Source organism: Deltaproteobacteria bacterium IMCC39524, from assembly GCA_029667085.1.
In the GTDB taxonomy this organism is placed as follows: Bacteria; Desulfobacterota; Desulfuromonadia; order Desulfuromonadales; family BM103; genus M0040.
The window spans coordinates 41,420-60,317 of sequence record JARUHJ010000007.1; the positions used below are offsets into that span (position 1 = coordinate 41,420).

At 52.8% G+C, this 18,898-nt stretch carries 16 protein-coding genes; 12 read left to right on the forward strand and 4 right to left on the reverse strand.

The genetic code is table 11. The features are described from left to right. The first annotated feature begins 125 nt into the window (after positions 1–125). From P9J64_15280 to P9J64_15325, 10 genes are all read left to right on the forward strand, one after another. On the forward strand, positions 126–1,169 hold the full coding sequence (locus P9J64_15280) for a 3-oxoacyl-ACP synthase III (GenBank protein ID MDG5469682.1): 1,044 nt from the start codon (positions 126–128) through the stop codon (positions 1,167–1,169). A 210-nt stretch (positions 1,170–1,379) separates the two neighbouring features. Continuing rightward, the gene (locus P9J64_15285; protein MDG5469683.1) at positions 1,380–2,294 is read left to right on the forward strand and encodes an alpha/beta fold hydrolase; all 915 of its coding nucleotides are present in this window, start codon (positions 1,380–1,382) and stop codon (positions 2,292–2,294) included. Further along, positions 2,294–3,958, forward strand: coding sequence for a fatty acid CoA ligase family protein (locus tag P9J64_15290; protein MDG5469684.1), 1,665 nt, complete (start codon positions 2,294–2,296; stop codon positions 3,956–3,958). Before P9J64_15285 ends, P9J64_15290 begins: the two co-directional genes overlap by 1 nt. Then, entirely contained in the window at positions 3,955–4,944 is a 990-nt protein-coding gene (locus tag P9J64_15295) for an NAD-dependent epimerase/dehydratase family protein (GenBank protein MDG5469685.1), read from the forward strand. Before P9J64_15290 ends, P9J64_15295 begins: the two co-directional genes overlap by 4 nt. Before the next feature lie 333 nt (positions 4,945–5,277). Next, positions 5,278–5,763, forward strand: a complete 486-nt coding sequence (locus P9J64_15300) for a PilZ domain-containing protein (protein MDG5469686.1) — start codon at positions 5,278–5,280, stop codon at positions 5,761–5,763. A 34-nt stretch (positions 5,764–5,797) separates the two neighbouring features. Further along, positions 5,798–6,508, forward strand: coding sequence for a 4'-phosphopantetheinyl transferase superfamily protein (locus P9J64_15305; protein ID MDG5469687.1), 711 nt, complete (start codon positions 5,798–5,800; stop codon positions 6,506–6,508). A gap of 149 nt (positions 6,509–6,657) precedes the next feature. After that, positions 6,658–8,511 (forward strand): long-chain fatty acid--CoA ligase, encoded by a 1,854-nt coding sequence (locus P9J64_15310; GenBank protein MDG5469688.1) that lies wholly within the window; start codon positions 6,658–6,660, stop codon positions 8,509–8,511. Further along, entirely contained in the window at positions 8,508–10,895 is a 2,388-nt protein-coding gene (locus tag P9J64_15315) for a 3-hydroxyacyl-CoA dehydrogenase/enoyl-CoA hydratase family protein (protein ID MDG5469689.1), read from the forward strand. The genes P9J64_15310 and P9J64_15315 overlap by 4 nt, the downstream gene beginning before the upstream one ends. Before the next feature lie 21 nt (positions 10,896–10,916). Further along, complete coding sequence (locus P9J64_15320) at positions 10,917–12,089, forward strand: acetyl-CoA C-acyltransferase (GenBank protein MDG5469690.1); 1,173 nt, start codon at positions 10,917–10,919, stop codon at positions 12,087–12,089. A 110-nt stretch (positions 12,090–12,199) separates the two neighbouring features. After that, positions 12,200–13,978, forward strand: coding sequence for an acyl-CoA dehydrogenase family protein (locus tag P9J64_15325; GenBank protein ID MDG5469691.1), 1,779 nt, complete (start codon positions 12,200–12,202; stop codon positions 13,976–13,978). Positions 13,979–14,022: 44 nt separating this feature from the next. Here P9J64_15325 and P9J64_15330 read toward each other — a convergent pair whose 3' ends face one another. Further along, on the reverse strand, positions 14,023–15,129 hold the full coding sequence (locus P9J64_15330; protein MDG5469692.1) for a pyridoxal phosphate-dependent aminotransferase: 1,107 nt from the start codon (positions 15,127–15,129) through the stop codon (positions 14,023–14,025). Positions 15,130–15,469: 340 nt separating this feature from the next. Continuing rightward, positions 15,470–16,573 carry a DUF3524 domain-containing protein gene (locus tag P9J64_15335; protein ID MDG5469693.1) on the reverse strand — a complete coding sequence of 368 codons (1,104 nt, stop codon included), beginning with the start codon at positions 16,571–16,573 and terminating at the stop codon, positions 15,470–15,472. Positions 16,574–16,792: 219 nt separating this feature from the next. On the opposite strand from P9J64_15335, the gene P9J64_15340 reads away from it, so the two are divergent. Both P9J64_15340 and P9J64_15345 read left to right on the forward strand, forming a co-directional pair. Continuing rightward, on the forward strand, positions 16,793–17,017 hold the full coding sequence (locus P9J64_15340) for a VF530 family protein (protein MDG5469694.1): 225 nt from the start codon (positions 16,793–16,795) through the stop codon (positions 17,015–17,017). 283 nt (positions 17,018–17,300) lie between these two features. Beyond that, positions 17,301–18,122: an alpha/beta hydrolase gene (locus P9J64_15345; protein MDG5469695.1), complete on the forward strand. Its 822-nt coding sequence runs from the start codon at positions 17,301–17,303 to the stop codon at positions 18,120–18,122. Between the two features lie 70 nt (positions 18,123–18,192). Here the strand turns inward: P9J64_15345 and P9J64_15350 are convergent, their stop codons facing one another. Then, positions 18,193–18,321: an entericidin A/B family lipoprotein gene (locus tag P9J64_15350; protein MDG5469696.1), complete on the reverse strand. Its 129-nt coding sequence runs from the start codon at positions 18,319–18,321 to the stop codon at positions 18,193–18,195. Beyond that, entirely contained in the window at positions 18,318–18,821 is a 504-nt protein-coding gene (gene lspA, locus P9J64_15355) for a signal peptidase II (protein ID MDG5469697.1), read from the reverse strand. Before lspA ends, P9J64_15350 begins: the two co-directional genes overlap by 4 nt. Positions 18,822–18,898 lie beyond the last annotated feature (77 nt).

Below are 18,898 nucleotides of genomic sequence, written 5' to 3' on the forward strand. Positions count from 1 at the left end.
CTGTAAAGTGGGAATTCTTTAAAGCCCTAGAGTCCTGAAACCTTACAGTCTTATAGCTTTACAGCCTTATAGCGAGCTTGTAGTATGTGGCGAGCTTGGCATTAATTAAGATAATGGTGGTGTGAATGAAGTACTCACGAGTATACGTGGAATCGGTCGGCTATGAGTTGGCGCCGATCGTGGTGACATCGACGGAGTTGGAAAGCCGGCTGAAGCCGATGTACGAGGCCCTGCATATTCCCATGGGCCAACTGGAAGCATTGACCGGCATCAGGGAACGCCGCTGGTGGAAACCGAACACGCGCATTTCGGAAGGGGCGATCGCGGCTGCAAAAAAGGCCCTGCGCGAGCGCAAGATTTCGCCGTCTGATATCGGCGCCGTCGTCTACGCCGGTGTCTGTCGTGAGCACTACGAACCGGCAACGGCCTGTCAGGTTGCTTCAGCCCTTGGCATCCAGGGGGATGTTGCGATTTACGATACCTCCAACGCCTGTCTCGGAGTCCTCAACGGTGTCCTTGATATTGCCAATCGCATTGAGTTGGGCCAGATCCGTGCCGGTCTCGTGGTTGCCTGTGAAAGCTCTCGAGAAATCAACGAGATCATGATTCAGCAGATGCTGGATAACCCGACCATGGAGAATTTCACCAAGTCTCTGGCCACTTTAACCGGCGGTTCGGGTGCTGCTGCTGTTCTCCTCACCGATGGTTCCTTTACACCGGCACGACGGCCGCGTCTGCTTGGCGGTGTTAACCTGGCCGAGCCTCAGCATCACACCCTCTGTCGTTGGGGGATCAAGTCCGACGACCCTGAAAACCATGTCCCTTACATGCAGACTGATGCCGTCGCCGTTATGAAGTACGGTGTGGAATTGGGGAAAAGGACCTGGGATGCCTTTGCCAGGGAACTGGATCTGACCACCGATCGCATCGACAAGGTTATCTGTCACCAGGTGGGCGAGGCTCATCAGAAATTGATCCTGCAGACGATCGGTCTCTCTGCCGACAAGGATTTTTCCTCGTACGAATTTCTCGGCAATATGGGCACCGTTTCTCTGCCGGTAACCGCTGCAATTGCCAAGGAACGAGACTTCCTTCTGCCCGGCGACACCGTTGGTTTTCTCGGTATCGGCAGTGGCTTGAACTGCCTGATGCTGGCCATCCAGTGGTGATTGTAAAGAGTTTATGCCAAACGAGAACCAATACTTTTAAATGTAATGCAAAGAGAGCTCTATGAGCGTCAGCTTTTGCTTTTATCCTGTTCATCCTGCATATCCCTGTAAATCGTCTTTGATTCCAAGGGCTAAAATCTAACAGGGATATACAGGATATGCAGGATGGTTAAACCTAAACACAACAAAGTCTTTCAATGAGTACATTAAATGAGCGATCTCTACCCCTTTGAAAATAATTTCCTGGAATTAAACCAGCTGAGATATCACTACCTTGACGAAGGTCAGGGTGACCCCGTGGTCATGGTTCATGGTAACCCGAGCTGGTCTTTCTACTATCGCAACCTGGCAAAGACGCTGCGCGATCGTTATCGTGTTATCGTCCCTGATCATATCGGTTGCGGTCTCTCAGACAAGCCCGGTGACGAGGATTACTCCTATACCCTCAAGCAGCGGGTCGATGATCTCGAGGCTTTGCTTGAGCACCTCGAGGTGCGCGAGCGCATCACCCTGGTCGTGCATGACTGGGGGGGCATGATCGGCATGGCTTACGCCTCCCGGCACCCGGAGCGGATCGCGCGTCTGGTGATTCTCAATACGGGAGCCTTCCACCTTCCTGAAGGCAAGACGTTTCCGCTGGCTCTGAAGATCTGTCGTGATACGGCGATCGGTGCCTTTCTGGTGCAAAAGCTGAACATGTTTGCACTGATGGCGGCCCGGGTTGGCTGCAAGCGCAACCCGATGTCGCAGGCCTTGCGCGGAGCTTATTGTGCTCCCTACGACACGGTTGCCGATCGCATAGCTACCTTGCGCTTCGTCCAGGATATCCCGTTGAACCCGGAAGACCCAGGTTATGACCTGGTTACCGAGGTCGAAGAGGGCCTGGATCGCTTTGCTGGTCTGCCGATGACAATCTGTTGGGGCATGAAGGATTTTGTGTTCGACAAGCATTTCCTCAAGGAGTGGCAGCGTCGCTTTCCCAATGCGGAAGTCCACGCTTTCGATGACTGCGGTCATTACATCCTTGAAGATGCCAGCGATGAGGTGATCCCGATTATCGAACAATTCCTGGCGGCCAACCCCCTCGACCCGCCGGCCACGGCAGCTCCTGACGAGAGAGCGTAATGAGCCAGACGGCCTCCGCCAATGTTGCCGCGCATCTCCCCGAGATCGCGCGGTTGCAGCCGGAAACTCCGGCTATCTTTATCCCACAGGGCCGTGACGCCCGGCAGCAGACCCTCTACGCAAAATACACCTTTGCCGAACTTGATCAGGAAAGCGATCGCATGGCAGCGGCCCTGGAAGCGACCGGGGTCAAGCGTGGTGTCCGCACCGTCCTCATGGTTCCCCCCGGGTTCGAATTCTTTGCCCTGACCTTCGCACTCTTTAAAATCGGCGCAGTACCGGTGCTGGTCGATCCCGGCATGGGTGTTAAAAACCTCAAAACCTGTCTCGCTGAAGCCCAACCTGAAGTCTTTATTGGTATTCCAAAGGCACATCTGGCCCGCCTTCTCCTTGGCTTGGGCAGGCCGACTGTTAAGACACTCCTGACCGTCGGCAAAAGGTTCTGGGGTGGTTCGACCCTCGACAAAATCCTGAGCAGAATTCCTAAAGACCAGCAATACCAGACAGCGCAGACCTCTGACGAAGAAACTGCGGCGATTCTTTTTACCAGCGGCAGCACCGGCGTACCGAAGGGAGCTGTCTACAGCCACGGTAACTTCTCAGCGCAAGTGGAGATGCTGCGCCAGGTCTACGATATTCGTCCCGGTGAAATTGACCTGCCGACTTTTCCGCTCTTTGCTCTCTTCGCACCGGCCTTGGGAATGACCTCCGTAGTCCCTGAAATGGACTTCACCCGCCCGGCTGATGTCGATCCGGTCAAGATTATTGCTGCCATCGAAAAATTTCAGATCACCACCATGTTCGGTTCGCCGGCCCTGATCAATAAGGTCGGTCGTTACGGGGAAGAAAACAATATTCAGCTGACGAGCCTGAAGCGGGCGATCTCCGCCGGGGCGCCGGTGCCCGCTGGAGTCCTGGAACGTTTCACCACTATGCTCTCTGACGGAGCCCAGGTGTTTACCCCCTATGGGGCCACCGAGGCCTTGCCCGTGTGTTCGATCGGCAGCGCTGAAATCTTGAGCGAGACCCGTCACGCCACGGATCAGGGCAAAGGTGTCTGTGTCGGCAAGCCGGTGCCGAATATCCAACTTGAAATCATCGCTATCTCCGACGCGCCGATCGGTGCCTGGGACGATAAACTGAAGCTTGGCATTGGCGAGATCGGTGAAATTGTGGTGAAGGGCCCGCAGGTCACCCAAAGCTATTTCAACCGCGAGGAGTCCACCGCGCTCGGCAAGATTTCTGACCAGGAAAACCCGGGTTTTTACCATCGCATGGGTGATCTAGGTTATCGTGATGACCAGGGCCGCGTCTGGTTCTGTGGACGTAAGGCGCACAGGGTTGTGACCACTGAAAAGACCTACTTCACGATCCCCTGCGAGGCAATCTTCAATACCCATCCAAACGTGTTTCGGACAGCCCTGGTTGGTGTCGGTGAATGGGGGAATCAGAGGCCGGTTCTCTGCATCGAATTGGAAAAGGGGACTGACACCTCAAGACTTGAAAAGATCCACAAGGAATTAATTGCTATAGGCGCCGGGCATGAGGTAACCAGTCAGATAAAGACCTTCCTCTTCCATCCCGAATTCCCTGTCGATATTCGTCACAATGCCAAGATTTTCCGTGAGAAGCTGGCTGTCTGGGCCGAGGAGAAGCTGTCATGAAAGCTTTAGTGACTGGTGGCGGAGGCTTCCTCGGCAAAGCAATCGTCAAGCTGCTACGAGAGCGTGGTGACGAGGTCCGCTCTTTCTCGCGAAATCCACACCCGGCTCTGATCGAGATGGGTGTTGAACATTGCCGGGGAGAATTGGCTGATGCCGGAGCGGTCAAGCGGGCTGTCGAGGGTTGCGACATTATTTTCCACGTTGCCGCCAAGGCGGGTGTCTGGGGCCCATACGAGGAGTTCTACAGGGCAAACGTCCTGGGGACGAAACATGTGATCGAGGCCTGTCGTCTGCATGGCATCAAACGCCTGGTCCATACCAGCTCGCCGAGCGTGGTCTTTGATGGCTCCGACATGGAGGGTGTTGACGAGTCGGTCCCTTACCCGGAACATTTCGAAGCCTTTTATCCTCAGACCAAAGCCGAAGCGGAACAGTTGGTCTTGCAGGCCAATGATCAAACGCTTGCCACTGTTGCTTTGCGGCCGCACCTGATCTGGGGTCCGGAAGATAATCACCTGGTCCCTCGTATTCTTGAGCGTGGCGCCAAGGGGGCCCTGCGTAAGCTTGGAAACCGTGAATGCCTGGTTGATACCGTCTATATTGATAATGCCGCTCTCGCTCACCTGCAGGCTGCCGACCACCTTGACGTCGGTTCCGTCGTCGCCGGTAAAGCTTATTTCCTCTCTCAAGGAGAACCTTTGCCGATCTGGGATGTGGTCAACCGGATCCTCGATGCAGGTGGCTTGCCACCGGTGACCCGTACCCTCTCTCCTGCCCTGGCTTACACAATCGGCGCGATCCTTGAGAAGGTCTATGGGCTAATTAAACTCAAAGGCGAACCGAGGATGACGCGCTTTGTTGCCAAGGAATTATCCACCTCACACTGGTTTGATCTCAGCGCGGCAAGAAATGACTTTGGCTATCAGCCTGAAGTCACTTTTGACGAGGGGATAGAGCGATTGCGCGAATGGTTAACGTCTCGATGAGCTGAATTTCTCAAGGGGCCATGGCTTTTTTCTGGACGATAGCCGGAACAAAGGGCATACGTCATTACGCAAAACAGTAGGACCTGAAATAAAGAGACCAACGCAAAGACGCTAAGCAAGGCCAGGAAAGACGCAAAGGCTGACTCTCCTCTTTTTTGAAGTGGTTTTCTTTACGATCATTCTTTACCTTTTCGCGCCTTTGCGTTAAATTTTTGCAACCGTTTTTTTTGGTTATAAGTGCTTAGTTTTTCTACCCAGCAAGTTGTCTAAGACGAATGACTATTGACTAATGACTATTGGCTAATGACTGATGAAATTAAAAGGGCACTGCTGATGTCAGAAGAAACTAAAAATGCTAGTGGTAAAAGTCTCCTGGAGCGGGTTATCTTTGAGGCTAAAATCAAATATAAATCCTTGCCTGAAATAAACCTTTCAGGTCTCAGTAGTAATTTAAGCGTAGGTGGACTTTACCTTAGAACCAAATTACCCTTGGACGTTGATGACACCTTGTCCCTCTCCTTTTCTCTCCCCGGCCGGGAGGGGGAGCTGCCCCTCTCATGTGATGCCCGGGTCGCATGGACAAATTGTGATCATAATCGGCGAAAGCCTGATTACGCCACAGGGGTCGGTTTGCAGTTTTTAAACCTTTCTGACGAAGACGTTTCAACACTGGAAAAGTTTATAGATCGCTATGAGGAAGAAAAAAGGATGAATGTGGTTTGCGCCTGGTGTGGCCGCTCTCTTGGCCATCGTAAGGGCCCCTTTGGTAAAACAAGCCATGGTGTTTGCGAGCAATGCCATAAAAGCCTGGCCGTATAACTGTCCCTGGTAGCTTTTGCATTGAGTATTCATTATGCCGCTTACTTTGACGCCATGGCATGACCCACCGTCCCTTCCTGACTTGAAATCAGAAGAGGTCCACCTCTGGCGTTTTCCGCTTGTCTGTTCAGATCCCCTCGAACCTCTCCTCGATGAACAAGAGTTACAGCGTGTCAAACGTCTGCGCAACCCAGATAAAGCCCGCGCTTTTGTCGTCGCCCGTGCTCGCTTGCGTCAGATCCTCTCCGGCTACCTGGATATGGAGCCCCAATCTCTTCGCTTTTCTTATGGTCGCGCAGGCAAGCCTGCACTCGTCGGCCTTGCAGGCTCGCCCGCGTTCAATCTGGCTCACTCGGGCAACTGGGCTGTGTGTGCCGTCGTTAGCCGAGGTGAGGTGGGTGTTGATGTTGAGACAATTAACCCCGACCTGGATTATGCCCCTCTTGCCCGACGGTTCTTCTCCGAAACCGAGAACCAGTGGCTGCGTGCCTGCCCCGAACCGCGCAGGCTCAGGCGCTTTTATCGCATCTGGACGCGCAAGGAAGCCTGGCTGAAAGGTAAGGGTGATGGCTTCTCGGACCCTGACCAGGATATCGGGCCTGCACATCTTGCCGGGTCCTGCACCTGTGATGGAAGCTGGTGGCTGAGAAGCTTTCCCCTTGCCCGACATGCTCTTGCCTCTCTCGCTGTGTCGCAGAAGTTCTCTCTTGTGCAGCGCTGGAATGCTTTGCCTCTCTCTGGCTAATCGACGAATAGTTTGTCATTTCAGTACTTTTGCGGTGTTCCCTCCTTGCTCGTCTCCTTCCTGTTGATATACTTAATAGCAGTCACCATATACCCCTGACGTTGTGACGTAGCCTTTATACTGTTGCCATCCCCGGGAGCCTTCCTCACATGTATGAATTGCCGCACCAGTCGATCCCGGAAATGCTCAGAACCAATGCACAGCAGTATGCCGACCGGATTGCCATCAGCTATAAGAAAGAGGGGCGCTTTCGATCGTTAAGCTACAGCGATTTCTACGAAAGAGTGCTTATGGCTGCGCGTGGATTGCTTAAGGCCGGTGTCGCTCCGGGCGATAAGGTGGCGATCTTTTCCGAAAACCGTGCAGGCTGGGCGATTGCTGATTTTGCAATTCAGTGTGTGCAGGGCATTACCGTTCCGATCTATGCGACCAATACTGCTGCGCAGGCTGCCTATGTCATCAATCACTGCGAAGCAAAAATTGTTTTTGTTTCGAACCGGATCCAGTACGAAAAGCTGCTTGGCGTCTGCGACCAAACTCCGGAACTTGAGCAAGTCGTCTCCTTTGATCGCTTTCTCGGCAGTCACGAGCTTCCCGTTTATAGCCTCTACCAATTATCGGAAGACTCTTATCCGCTCTCCGATAAGGAGCGCAGCAAGATCGAAAGCTGTATCGATGCCATCCAGTCTACAGACCTGATCACAATCATCTACACGTCCGGAACCACGGGTGTTCCTAAAGGGGTTATGCTCTCCCAGGGCAACATTCTCTATGATGCACATTATGGCCTGGAAAAGCTGGAAGCCTTTGGTAAGAACGAGACGTTCCTCAGCTTCTTACCTTTGAGTCATGTCCTTGAACGCACGGCAGGCTACTACGCACCCTTGATGACGGGTTGTCATGTGGCTTTCTGCGAAAGTATCGACAAGGTCGTTGAAAATATGCAGGAAGCCAGTCCGACCGTCATGGTGAGCGTGCCGCGGCTCTTCGAAAAAATTTACGCGCGAATTTACGAGGATGTTCACAAGATGTCTTCAATCCGCAGTAGCCTTTTTCACCTTGCGATCAAGGTTGGCCGTGAGTTTATTTCACGTCGTTACATAGACCCGAAGCCGCTAGGGTTGCTCGGCCTTAAGTACCGCTTCTTCGATTGGCTGGTCTTTCAGAAGATCCGCAAGCGTTTTGGTGGTCGGCTGAAATATTTTATTTCTGGCGGGGCTCCCCTCGACAAGCTCATCAACGAATTTATGTGGGTCATCGGCATTCCGACTTTTGAGGGCTATGGACTTACGGAAACAAGCCCCGCTGTTACCCTGAACAGCCCCTGGAAAATTCGCTTCGGGTCGGTGGGCACCCCGTTGCCCGGGACGGAGGTCAAGCTTGCCGACGACAATGAGCTCCTGGTTCGTGGCCCTCTGTTGATGCAGGGTTATTTCAAGGCCCCCGAAGAGACTGAGCGGGTTATGCAGGACGGCTGGCTGAAAACTGGTGATATTGCCAGGATCGACGAGGATGGTTACGTGTATATCGTCGACAGGAAAAAAGAGATCATCATCACCGCCGGTGGCAAGAACATTGCGCCGCAACCTCTGGAGAATGTTCTCAGAATGGACAAGTACATCTCACAGGCTTTTGTCTATGGTGATCGCAAACCTTATCTCGTCGCAATCCTGACGCCGAATCTGGAACGCTTGATCCAGATGGCGCAGCAAGAAGGTCTTGATTACCTGGACATGGAAGACCTGGTCACGAACCAGCAGGTGCAAAGACGTTATGCTCACCGTCTGCAACGCATCAACGAGAAGCTGCCCACCTATCAAACGATAAAAAAATTCATTCTCCTGCCGCGTGACTTTTCTGTGGATGGAGGAGAACTGACACCAACCCTCAAACTCAAGCGCAAGGTGATTGCTGCCAAGTACCAGGACGGTATCGAACGGCTTTACCTGCGCAATGGCAACGGTTCTGATGATCAACCGCAGGATAATGGAGGACTCACATGAGGCAAATCAACCGTGTGGCCGTATTGGGCGCCGGAGTTATGGGCGCCACGATTGCCGCTCACCTGGCCAACGCAGGTCTTGATGTTCTGCTGCTCGACATGGTTCCGAAGGAATTGAGTGATGAGGAAGAAGCCTGGGGTCTGAGCCTGGATACGCCCCAGGTGCGTAACCGCATTGCTGCAACGGGTCTTGCGGGTTTGTTGAAAATGAAACCGGCGCCACTCTATTTGCAAGAGTATGCCAGCCAGATTGAGGTCGGCAATTTCGATGATGACCTGATAAGGCTTAAGGATTGTGACTGGGTTATCGAGGTGGTCATCGAGCATTTGCCGATCAAGCAGAGCCTGTTCGAGAAAGTGGTGCCGCACCTGACGCCGGGGACGATCCTGTCGACCAACACCAGCGGCCTGTCCGTTAACGCCATGGCTGAAGGCTTGCCGGCCGATGTGCGTAAGAATTTTTTGGTCACCCACTTCTTCAACCCGCCGCGTTACATGCGCCTGTTGGAGATTGTTCCCTGTCGCGAGACGGATCCGGCCGTAGTGGACGCTCTCGCTGCTTTTATCAGTTTTCGGCTCGGCAAAGGCATTGTGCACGCCAAGGATACGGCCAACTTTATCGCCAACCGGATCGGTGTTTATGCCATCTACAAGGGCATTGAGCACATGGTCGCTATGGGCATGACCGTGGAAGAGGTCGACGCTATCGCAGGTCCGGCGACAGGTCGGCCGAAGTCGGCAGCCTTTCGTACCGCCGACCTGGTTGGTATCGACACCCTGATCCATGTCGGTAACAATTCTTATCAGCTGTTGCCAGACGATGAGGAGCGAGAGGTTTTCAAAGTTCCGACGTTCATGGCAGAGATGGTCGATAAGGGGCTGCTCGGTAACAAGAGCAAGGCTGGCTTCTATCGTAAGGAACAGGTCGACGGTCAGCGTAAAATCTTTTATTACGACTACACCAGTGGAGAATTCAAGCCTGTCGTAAAACCGAAATTCGCCTCCATCGCAGCGGTCAAGATGGTTGATGATCCGGCGCAGAAAATCAGGATGGTTGCAGAAGGGCAGGACAAGGCGGCCGAATACGCCTGGAAGACCTTGCGCGACACTCTGGTCTATACCTTTAACCGCATCCCGGAAATCGCTGACGACGTGGTCAACATTGATAATGCAATGAAGTGGGGTTTTAATTGGGAGCTCGGGCCTTTCGAAATGCTCGATGCCTTTGGTGTCGAAAACTTCGTCAAGCGCGCAGAAAGCGATGGTGTCATCGTTCCTGAAGCATTGAAAAAGATCAAAAGCTTTTATCGTTTCAACGCGTCCGGTCAAAAAGAATTTTTCGATCTGGAATCTAACCAATACCGGCCTTACCCACTCAAGCCGGGGCAGATCAATCTACAGATTCTCAAGAAGAGCCAGGGCGTGGTTGAGAAGAGTTCCGGCAGCTCAGTCCTTGATCTTGGTGACGGTGTTTTCTGTCTGGAGTTTCATTCAAAAATGAACGCAGTCACGGGCGATATCCTGGCCATGACCCATAAGGCGATCAAGCGGGCAGAGACAGAAGGCGTCGGCCTGGTTATTGGTAACCAGGGTGCCAACTTTTCTGTTGGCGCCAACCTGATGCTGCTGGCGGTGGCCATGGCGGAAGGGGCCTATGAAGATATCAACATGATGGTGCGCGTTTTCCAGAAAGCGACCATGGCGGTCAAGCTTGCCAAGGTGCCGGTGGTGGCCGCGCCCTTCAATATGACCCTTGGCGGGGCTTCTGAATATTGCCTTCATGCTGCCGCAATCAACGCTTATGCGGAAACCTACATGGGTATGGTCGAGGTCGGTGTCGGTTTACTGCCGGCCGGTGGCGGAACCAAGGAGATGTGCCTGCGCGCGTCAGAATTGGCAACTCGCCACGACACCGATGTGACTCCGTTTATCTTCAAATATTTTAAACAGATTGGTATGGCGAAGTTCTCCATGGGAGCGGCTGAACTGTTCGACATGGGTTACATGCGCACGGTAGATAGCGTCAGTATGGATATAGACCGTCTGCTCTCTGATGCCAAACAGAAGGTGCTGGCCCTGTCGGTCAACTTCCGGCCGAAGCGGCCCATGGAGAATGTTCCGGCACCTGGACGCAGCGTAGCAGCCAGTATCAAGAGCCAACTCTGGAATCTGCAGATGGGCGGTTTTGCTTCTGAGTATGATGCGGAAATCGGCAGTATTATTGCCTCGATTATCTGTGGTGGTGACGTGCCCGCCGGTATGCCGATTTCAGAGGAGTATCTGCTGCAACTGGAACGCGAAGGTTTCCTCAAATTGTGCGGCAACAAAAAGACCGCCCAGCGCATCCAACATATGTTGAAGACCGGCAAGCCGCTACGTAACTGATTTCGTTAAGGGAGAATAGCAATGAAAACAGCCTATATTCTGGCGTCCTACCGAACGGCTGGCTGCCGGGCAAACAAAGGCAAATTCAAGGACATGCGCCCCGATGATTTGGCGGCAGCTGCCCTCTCCGGGTTAGTGGAACGCACAGGTATCGACGCACTGGAGATCGACGACATTCTGCTCGGCTGTGCCTTCCCCGAAGGTGAGCAGGGAATGAACGTCGCCAGGATTGCCGCCTTGAGAGCAGGTATCCCCTACCAGGTGCCGGCCCAGACCATTAATCGATTTTGCTCTTCGGGACTGCAGTCGATCGCCCTGGCGGCCGAAAGGATCATGGCCGGGTTCGCCGATTGCGTTGTTGCCGGCGGTGTCGAGTCGATGACCACTGTGCCTATGGGGGGCAATAAGTTCAGCGCCAACCCGGCCTTGGTCGCAGATTGGCCGGAAACTTTTGCTGCCATGGGCATCACGGCAGAGCTGGTTGCCGATCAATACGGAATTGACCGTAAGTCTCAGGATCTGTTCGCGACCGGAAGTCACGCCAAGGCGGCCGCGGCCATCGATGCCGGTCGATTTGCAGAAGAAATCATTCCCGTGCAGGTTGAGGAGACGGCGATCGTTAAGGGTAAGGTTGAGAAGACCCAGGTTATTGTCAGTGCTGATGATGGCGTCCGCGCCGATACCACGGTTGAAGGGCTGGCCCGGCTCAAGCCGGCTTTCAAAGTCAACGGTTCGGTGACAGCAGGCAACACCTCACAGATGACCGATGGTGCAGCGGCAACTCTGGTCGTCTCCGAAACGTTTCTCAAGCGGATGGGGAGAGACCCTCTGGCCCGCTTTGTTAGTTTTGCGGTCAGGGGGGTGCCACCCGAGGTTATGGGCATTGGCCCGGTCGAAGCGATTCCTCTGGCACTCAAGATGGCCGGTCTGCAGCAAAAAGACCTTGATTTGATTGAACTCAATGAAGCTTTTGCCGCTCAGTCACTTGCGGTCATCAAGACCTTGGCTCTGGATCCTGAGATTATCAACGTCAACGGTGGCGCAATTGCTCTCGGCCATCCCCTGGGTTGCACCGGCGCCAAACTGACAGCGACCCTGATGCACGAGATGAAGCGGCGGCAATCCCGTTATGGCATGGTCTCCATGTGTATCGGTGGCGGGATGGGCGCGGCCGGGATTTTTGAGCGTATGTGATGGGCTGATATAACGATCAAATCATCTCAGTTATAAACAAGGCTCTGTTTAAGATGTTGTCTTGTTCGCAGGTGAATTTTTTAATCGATGAATTTCAAGAGAGGTGAACTATGGCGGAAAGAATCTTTAAAGGTGGTGAATTCCTGGTTACGGAAGTGACTTGTGACGAGATCTTTACGCCAGAGGAGTTTACTGACGAGCAGAAACAGATTGCTGAGACCACCGAGCAGTTTGTCGAAAATGAAATTGTGCCGCACATCGATGAGATTGAAGACCAGAATTTTGATCTGGTGATTGAAGCTTTCAAGAAATGCGGGGATCTTGGTCTGTTGATGATGGATACTCCGGAAGCGTATGGAGGCATGGAGCTGGACAAGGTGACCAGTATGCTGGTTGCCGAAAAGATAGCGCCTGCCGGAGGTTTTTCTGTCGCTTATGCGGCACACACCGGGATCGGTACTTTGCCGTTGGTTTATTATGGCACCGAGGCACAGAAGGAGCAGTACCTGCCGAAACTGGTCAGCGGCGAATGGCCTGCTGCCTACTGTTTGACCGAGCCGGGTTCTGGTAGCGATGCCCTCGGCGCGCGAGCGACCGCGATTTTAAGCGAGGATGGGACACATTATATCCTCAACGGCACCAAGCAGTTCATCACTAATGGCAGTTTTGCCAAACTTTTCATTGTGTTTGCCAAGATTGACAAGGAACTCTTTACGGCCTTTCTGGTCGAAAAGGATTTTGAAGGCCTGGTTATTGGTCCCGAAGAGAAAAAAATGGGCATCAAGGGGTCTTCGACGACTCAAGTGATTCTCGATAACTGCAGGGTCCCGGTTGGAAATTTGCTGGGCGAGGCGGGCAAAGGTCATAAGATCGCTTTCAATGTCCTCAATGTCGGTCGCTTCAAGCTTGGCGCATGTGTGACCGGAGCTGCCAAGCAGGCGACTCTTGTCGGCGTCAGGTATGCTAATGAGCGTAAACAGTTTAATCAGCCGATCAGTAGTTTTGGGGCCATTCAGGAAAAAATCGCTGATTTGACAGCGGAGACCTTCGCCGCTGAATCACTCGTCTACCGTTTGGCCGGTTTGCTTGATACCAAGCTGGCAACCATCGATAGAGAGATCGACAACTACTATATTGAGTACCAGAAGGGAATCGAGGAGTACGCCACGGAATGCGCGATTTCCAAGGTTTACTGTAGCGAGGTGCTGGCCCGGGTTGTCGATGAGGTGGTACAGATTCACGGTGGTTACGGTTTCGTCAGTGAATACCCGGCGGAACGTTTCTATCGTGACGAACGAATTAACCGGATTTACGAGGGGACGAATGAAATCAATCGCTTATTGATTCCCGGTATGATCCTTAAGAAGTCGTTGAAGGGCGAACTGCCGTTGCAAGCCGAGGCCATGAAGGCTTTTGAGGCGCTGATGACGCCAAGCTTTGAGGAACTGGATGACTCGATTCCTTTCGCCGCCGAGAAAGCATTGCTGAAAAATCTCAAGACGTTGTTTTTGATTCTCGCCGGTACGGCTGTACAGAAGTATATGACAAAGCTGGCTGATGAGCAGGAAATCCTCATGGCCGCGGCTGACATCGCAATTCAAATCTTTGCCATTGAAAGTGCTGTCTTGCGCGCCGAGAAGGCTTGTCGTTCAGCGAATGAAAAGAAAAAAGCTTTACTTGAGGCGGTTGTAAAAGTGTTTGCCTTCAGCGCCACGGAAATCGCCGGCAGTGCTGCCAAGAAGGGGGCTTTTTATGTTGAGGAAGGCGATCAGCTGTTGATGGTCTTGTCAGGAGTGCGGCGCTTTGCCAAGTATGATGCGACAGGGCTTCTGCAGGCCAAGCGGCTGTTGGCTGCGACCGTTTGTGAAGAGGAGAAATACCTGTTCTGATAAGGGCTCCTGGCCGGCCGTTCTTTGCTTTCAGTTTGCCCTGATCAGAGCCAGGCCCGTTGCCGGAAAAAATCAGCGAGCCGATCGACGGCTGTGTTGAGATTTTCCATTGAGTTGGCGTAAGAGAAACGCAGGAAGCCTTCGGCACCTTCCCCAAAATCAATGCCGGGGGTGAGAGCCACGCCGGTGGCTTCGAGGATCTCTTTGGCCAGGGCGAGCGAATCGTTGGAAATGTGGCGAGCATCGGCGAGCACGTAGAAGGCGCCAACCGGGTGCGTGTGGACTTTCAGGCCGATCTCCTCCAGGCGTGGAATCAGTTGGCGTCGCCGTCGATCATACTCCCTGCGCATCTCTTCGACATAAGAGTCACATTCCTTTAGAGCTGCAACTCCGGCCAACTGGACGAAACTGTTGGCGCTGATCACGACATTCTGATGCAGGGTCTGCAGAGTTCTGACCGCATGCTCCGGGGCGATCAGGTAGCCGAGCCGCCAACCGGTCATGGCGTAAGCCTTTGAAAAACCGCCGAGGACATAAGCTTTATCCGTGAATTCGAGAAGGCTGTGTTCTTCCCCTTCGTAAGTCAGACCGTGATAGATTTCATCCGAGACTAGCGGGATCGGCAGTTCGGCAAGTGTTGCAAGTTCTGCTCGAGAGAGGATTGACCCGGCCGGATTGGCCGGTGAGTTGATCAGCAAAGCCCTGGTTCTGTCGTAAATCAGGGGGACTACGTCTTCTGGTTGTGGCTGGAATCCCTGCTCCGGGTGGGTTCGTAAAAAACGCGGCTTTGCACCGACAAAGCGGATGAAGTTGGGATAGCAGGCATAGCATGGGTCGGTGAGGATGACTTCGTCATCCGGGTTGCAGAGTGCGGCAAAGAGCAACAACATAAGCGGGCTGGTGCCGGAGGAGACGATGACCTGCTCCGGGTCAACGGTCACTTTGTAGCGTTTTTGGTAATGTTCTGCGATCGCTTCCCGTAGCTCGATGCGGCCGAGAGAGTGTGTGTAGCGCGTCTCTCCTGCCAGCATCGCTTTCTGGGCTGCCTTAACGATCGGCTCGGGGGTCGGGAAATCGGGCTCTCCAAGACAGAGGTAGATGATTTCACGGCCCTCCAGCTCAAGGGTTTTGGCTCTCTCCATGATCTCCATGGCGAGAAACGGCGTGATTTCGGCGGCGCGCCGGGCGATATGTCCTTTGACGGGTGTCTGCAAGAGCGTTGACTCCAGATCGGGTGAAGAAGGCTTTGTTGTCAGGCTTCAAGGTTGTGCTTTAAATCCCAGGGATTCCGATGGGGCCCGGAAGGTCCGGGATGCACCCTGTTGTCACGAGCAGACAGACCATTAGGAGCAGGGCGAGCAAAAAAAGTTTTTTCATCTTTGTTCCTTATGTGAAGAAGGCTGTTTCTGTTGTGGAATAAGAGCTTGTGATGCAAACGCACTTTAGCAATTCTTCCGATAGTTGCAACAAAAAGTTGTCAGTACAGTTTCTCTATAACATGCCGGTGAACAGGTTGTCGTAGCGTGTTATCTGCTTTTGCCAGCCGTAACGGGCAACGTGGGAGCGCAAGAGACCCTTTTGTTGAACAGGTTTTTTTAAAATGTTCCGTAAACGTTGCAGCAGGTTTTCAAAGTCATCATAGAGAAAATCGTCTTGCAGTGCCGGGGGAATATGCTCCGGGTAAGCCAGGCGACGCGGCAGGAGTGGTGTGCAGTTACAGTAGATGGCCTGAATGACGCTGGCTCCAAAAAAGTCATGATTGGAGTTGACGGGCAGGATGTCAGCCCGCCAGAGCCAATGGGCATAATCGGCAAAATTTTCGGCATAGCCAAAATGGATAATCCGCTCGCCGAGACGTTGCTGTGCCTCGGTAAAGACAGGCGGGCAGTTGCGGTAGGACTCACCCAGTACAGACACTTCGAAAGCGAATTCTTCCTCTTGCAGGCGGTAGAGAGCCGTGAAGAATTCTTCCGGGTTCTTGTCATATTCCCAGCGGTGGTTCCAGAGGATCAGTGGTGGTTTGCTGGCCTCGTCGATTGTTTCTTGCCGGTGTTCGTCAAAGCGCTGCAGGTCGAGACCCAGGTGGAGGACTTCACTCTTGGCTTTGATCAGATCAACACTCTCCAGCTCATTCTGGTCGGGAAAGCTTTTCAAAAACTCAGTCAGTTGACCGGTGAAAGCTTCAAGGTGGTATTGTGAGTTGAAGAGGACCTTGTCAGCAGCGAGAGCGCTGGTGTAATTGATGAATGCATAGTGGGCGCGTTGCTGCGCCGGGTTGGCTCCGTTGGGAGACCAGGGGTAGGACAATTGATTCTCGTGAAAATAGAGTGCGGTCGGCAACCCGGCCGTTTTCGCCCGGGTCAGGGCAAGAAAGGTTGTCAGATCGAGCATGTCGCTGGCAAGCAGAAGATCGGGTAGAGCATCGCTCTCCATAAAGTGGCGGGCCAGGGTCACCGCTCCACCGTGCATGCGCCATTTCCAACGTCGCCCGCTCAGTGTCATCAGTTTTACGTCATGCTGGCTGTAGCGGGCAAACTCTTCCGCCCAGACGGCATGGGAGCCGGTATGGAAAGGCTCAAGTAGACATATTTTCATTTTTCCGGCTCCATGGTGGTGATGATTCTAGTCGCTGGCAGGGGGTTTGACAAGGCTTGAGTTTGCCCCTGGGTGAACAAAAGCAGCGAGACAAGATGGGGCCGATGGTCCAGAACAAGACCCGGATGTTTCTGGTCTGTTCAACAGAGATTTCCAGGGTTATTTTTTTAGGTGCTTTACATTTTTTCCATTTTTGTGAAAAGAGGAGATAGTGATCCCGTGAGTGAACAGCAAATCAACAACCCTCTGCATGGTGTAACTTTGGAGCAGGTCGTAGAGAGACTGGTTGAATTTTATGGTTGGAATGAACTGGGGCAACGCATCGATATTAACTGTTTCCGGAATGATCCTTCCGTGAAGTCCAGTCTCAAGTTTCTACGCAAGACGCCCTGGGCAAGGAAGAAGGTTGAAGAGCTGTTCCTTGCTACAAAACAGGGCGCTTAGGGTGGTATGACTGTACAGGTCAAGGAAATAGGGTTACCTATGTCTATAGCTCATACCTGACCTTTTTTCTTCCGCTATTTTTTGCACAAATGCAAAGAAAAATATATCCAGGTTTGCAAATCTGCAAGCCGTTCAAGTACAAACCGATATTTTTTGGTTTATTTTATTCTCTAAATATATGTAATTGTTGACTAAAAAAAGACTCTGGTTTTTTAGAACAATGGTATGAACCTTGCCTTAAGAGATGTGCGTTATTGCAACCCATACTCCCTGGAGGTCTCTTATGAAGGCATGTATCAATGGCAATTGGTTGGCTTATGATGATGTCGGCTGCGGTCCAGCCGTGATCCTGATCCACAGTTTTCCACTCTGTCGGCAAATGTGGCAAGCGCAGATCGAAGCTCTCTCGGGGCAGGGCATGCGTGTTGTCGCTCCTGATTTAAGGGGCTTTGGTGAAAGTGTTTGTGTCGAAGAAAGCTTTAGTCTCGCCGCATTGTCCGACGACATCAATGCGCTGATGAGTTATCTCGGTATTGGCCGTGCGGTTATGGTTGGTTTCTCCATGGCCGGTGGGCTTTTATTGGATATGCTTGAGCGCTATCCTCACCGGGTTGCCGCAACCTGCTTCTTGTCGCCAGCGATGCAGCCGGGAGATGCTGCCGAAGAGGTCCGTCGTTTTGATTTGGCAGAACTGGTTCGAGAAGGACATCGCCCGACAGCAATTGATAACCTTTGTGAACACCTTCTCTCAGGGCAGCCTTCAGAGGCTAAGCGGAACATGAAAAGCCAGCTGCGTGACTGGATGGGAAAGCCTTCTGATACGATGCTGGCGGGAGCTTTGGCTTCGCGGCCGAGTCGGCTCAGATACCGTGATGAAGGTCAGCTCTATCCTGTCCCGACCCTGGTCATGACCGGCGCCCGAGACAAGGTCATGACGGCACTCAAGCAGCCTGGTCCGGAAAATTGTGTCCGTCAGCTCATCAATGACGCCGGTCACCTGATTAACTTGGAGGCTCCTGATGAAGTCAACCAGAGTCTGATCGGTTTTCTGCAGAGCCTGAGTAATGTCAAACTGCATCATCCCCGTTTACAGAGGGTGGCATAGTAAGAATCACTATCAGTGGCTTGATTGCTTCTAGATAAAGGAAAAGGCTGCCTTGAGGGGCAGCCTTTTGTTAGTTTGCTTTTTCCTGAACCCATTCGCCGGCGTCTTCCACGTCTTTGCCGAGGCCTTTCATGGTTTCACAGGCAGACAGGGTGAATACCATAAAGCCCAGCGCCAGAAGCAGACAGATTTTTTTCATAACGTACTCTCCTCCTTTTCAGATTTAGATTTGTTCCTGTCTTCACGCCACATCTCGATAAACAGAAGTGTGACGCCTATAGTGATTGCTGAATCGGCGACGTTGAAGGCCGGCCAGTGGTAGCGTTGCCAAAAGACGTCAAGGAAGTCAATGACTTCGCCGAGTCGGATACGGTCGATCAGGTTGCCGAAAGCTCCGGAAAAAACCAGAGACAAGGCAAAAAAGGCCAGCTTTTGGTCTTCTCTGAGTCGCTTGATATACCAGAGGATGCCGAGCATGGCGATGATCGATACGGTGATGAAGAAGGGGATGCGGATAGCGCTGTCGGAGAGGATGCCGAAGGCCGCCCCCTTGTTGCGGACATAGGTCAGGTGGAAAAACCCACGGATTACCGGCACCGTTTCGTGGAGGCGGAAGTTGGCGTCCACGTACAGTTTGCTTGCCTGGTCAAGAATCAAAAGAACCAGGCTGATGGCCGATAATGTGTAATACCTTTTCATAGGTTCTCGGTACGCGCGGCGAGTAACGTGGGATGCAAAAAAAACTTAACAACAAACGCTTACTGTTGCGCTGTCAG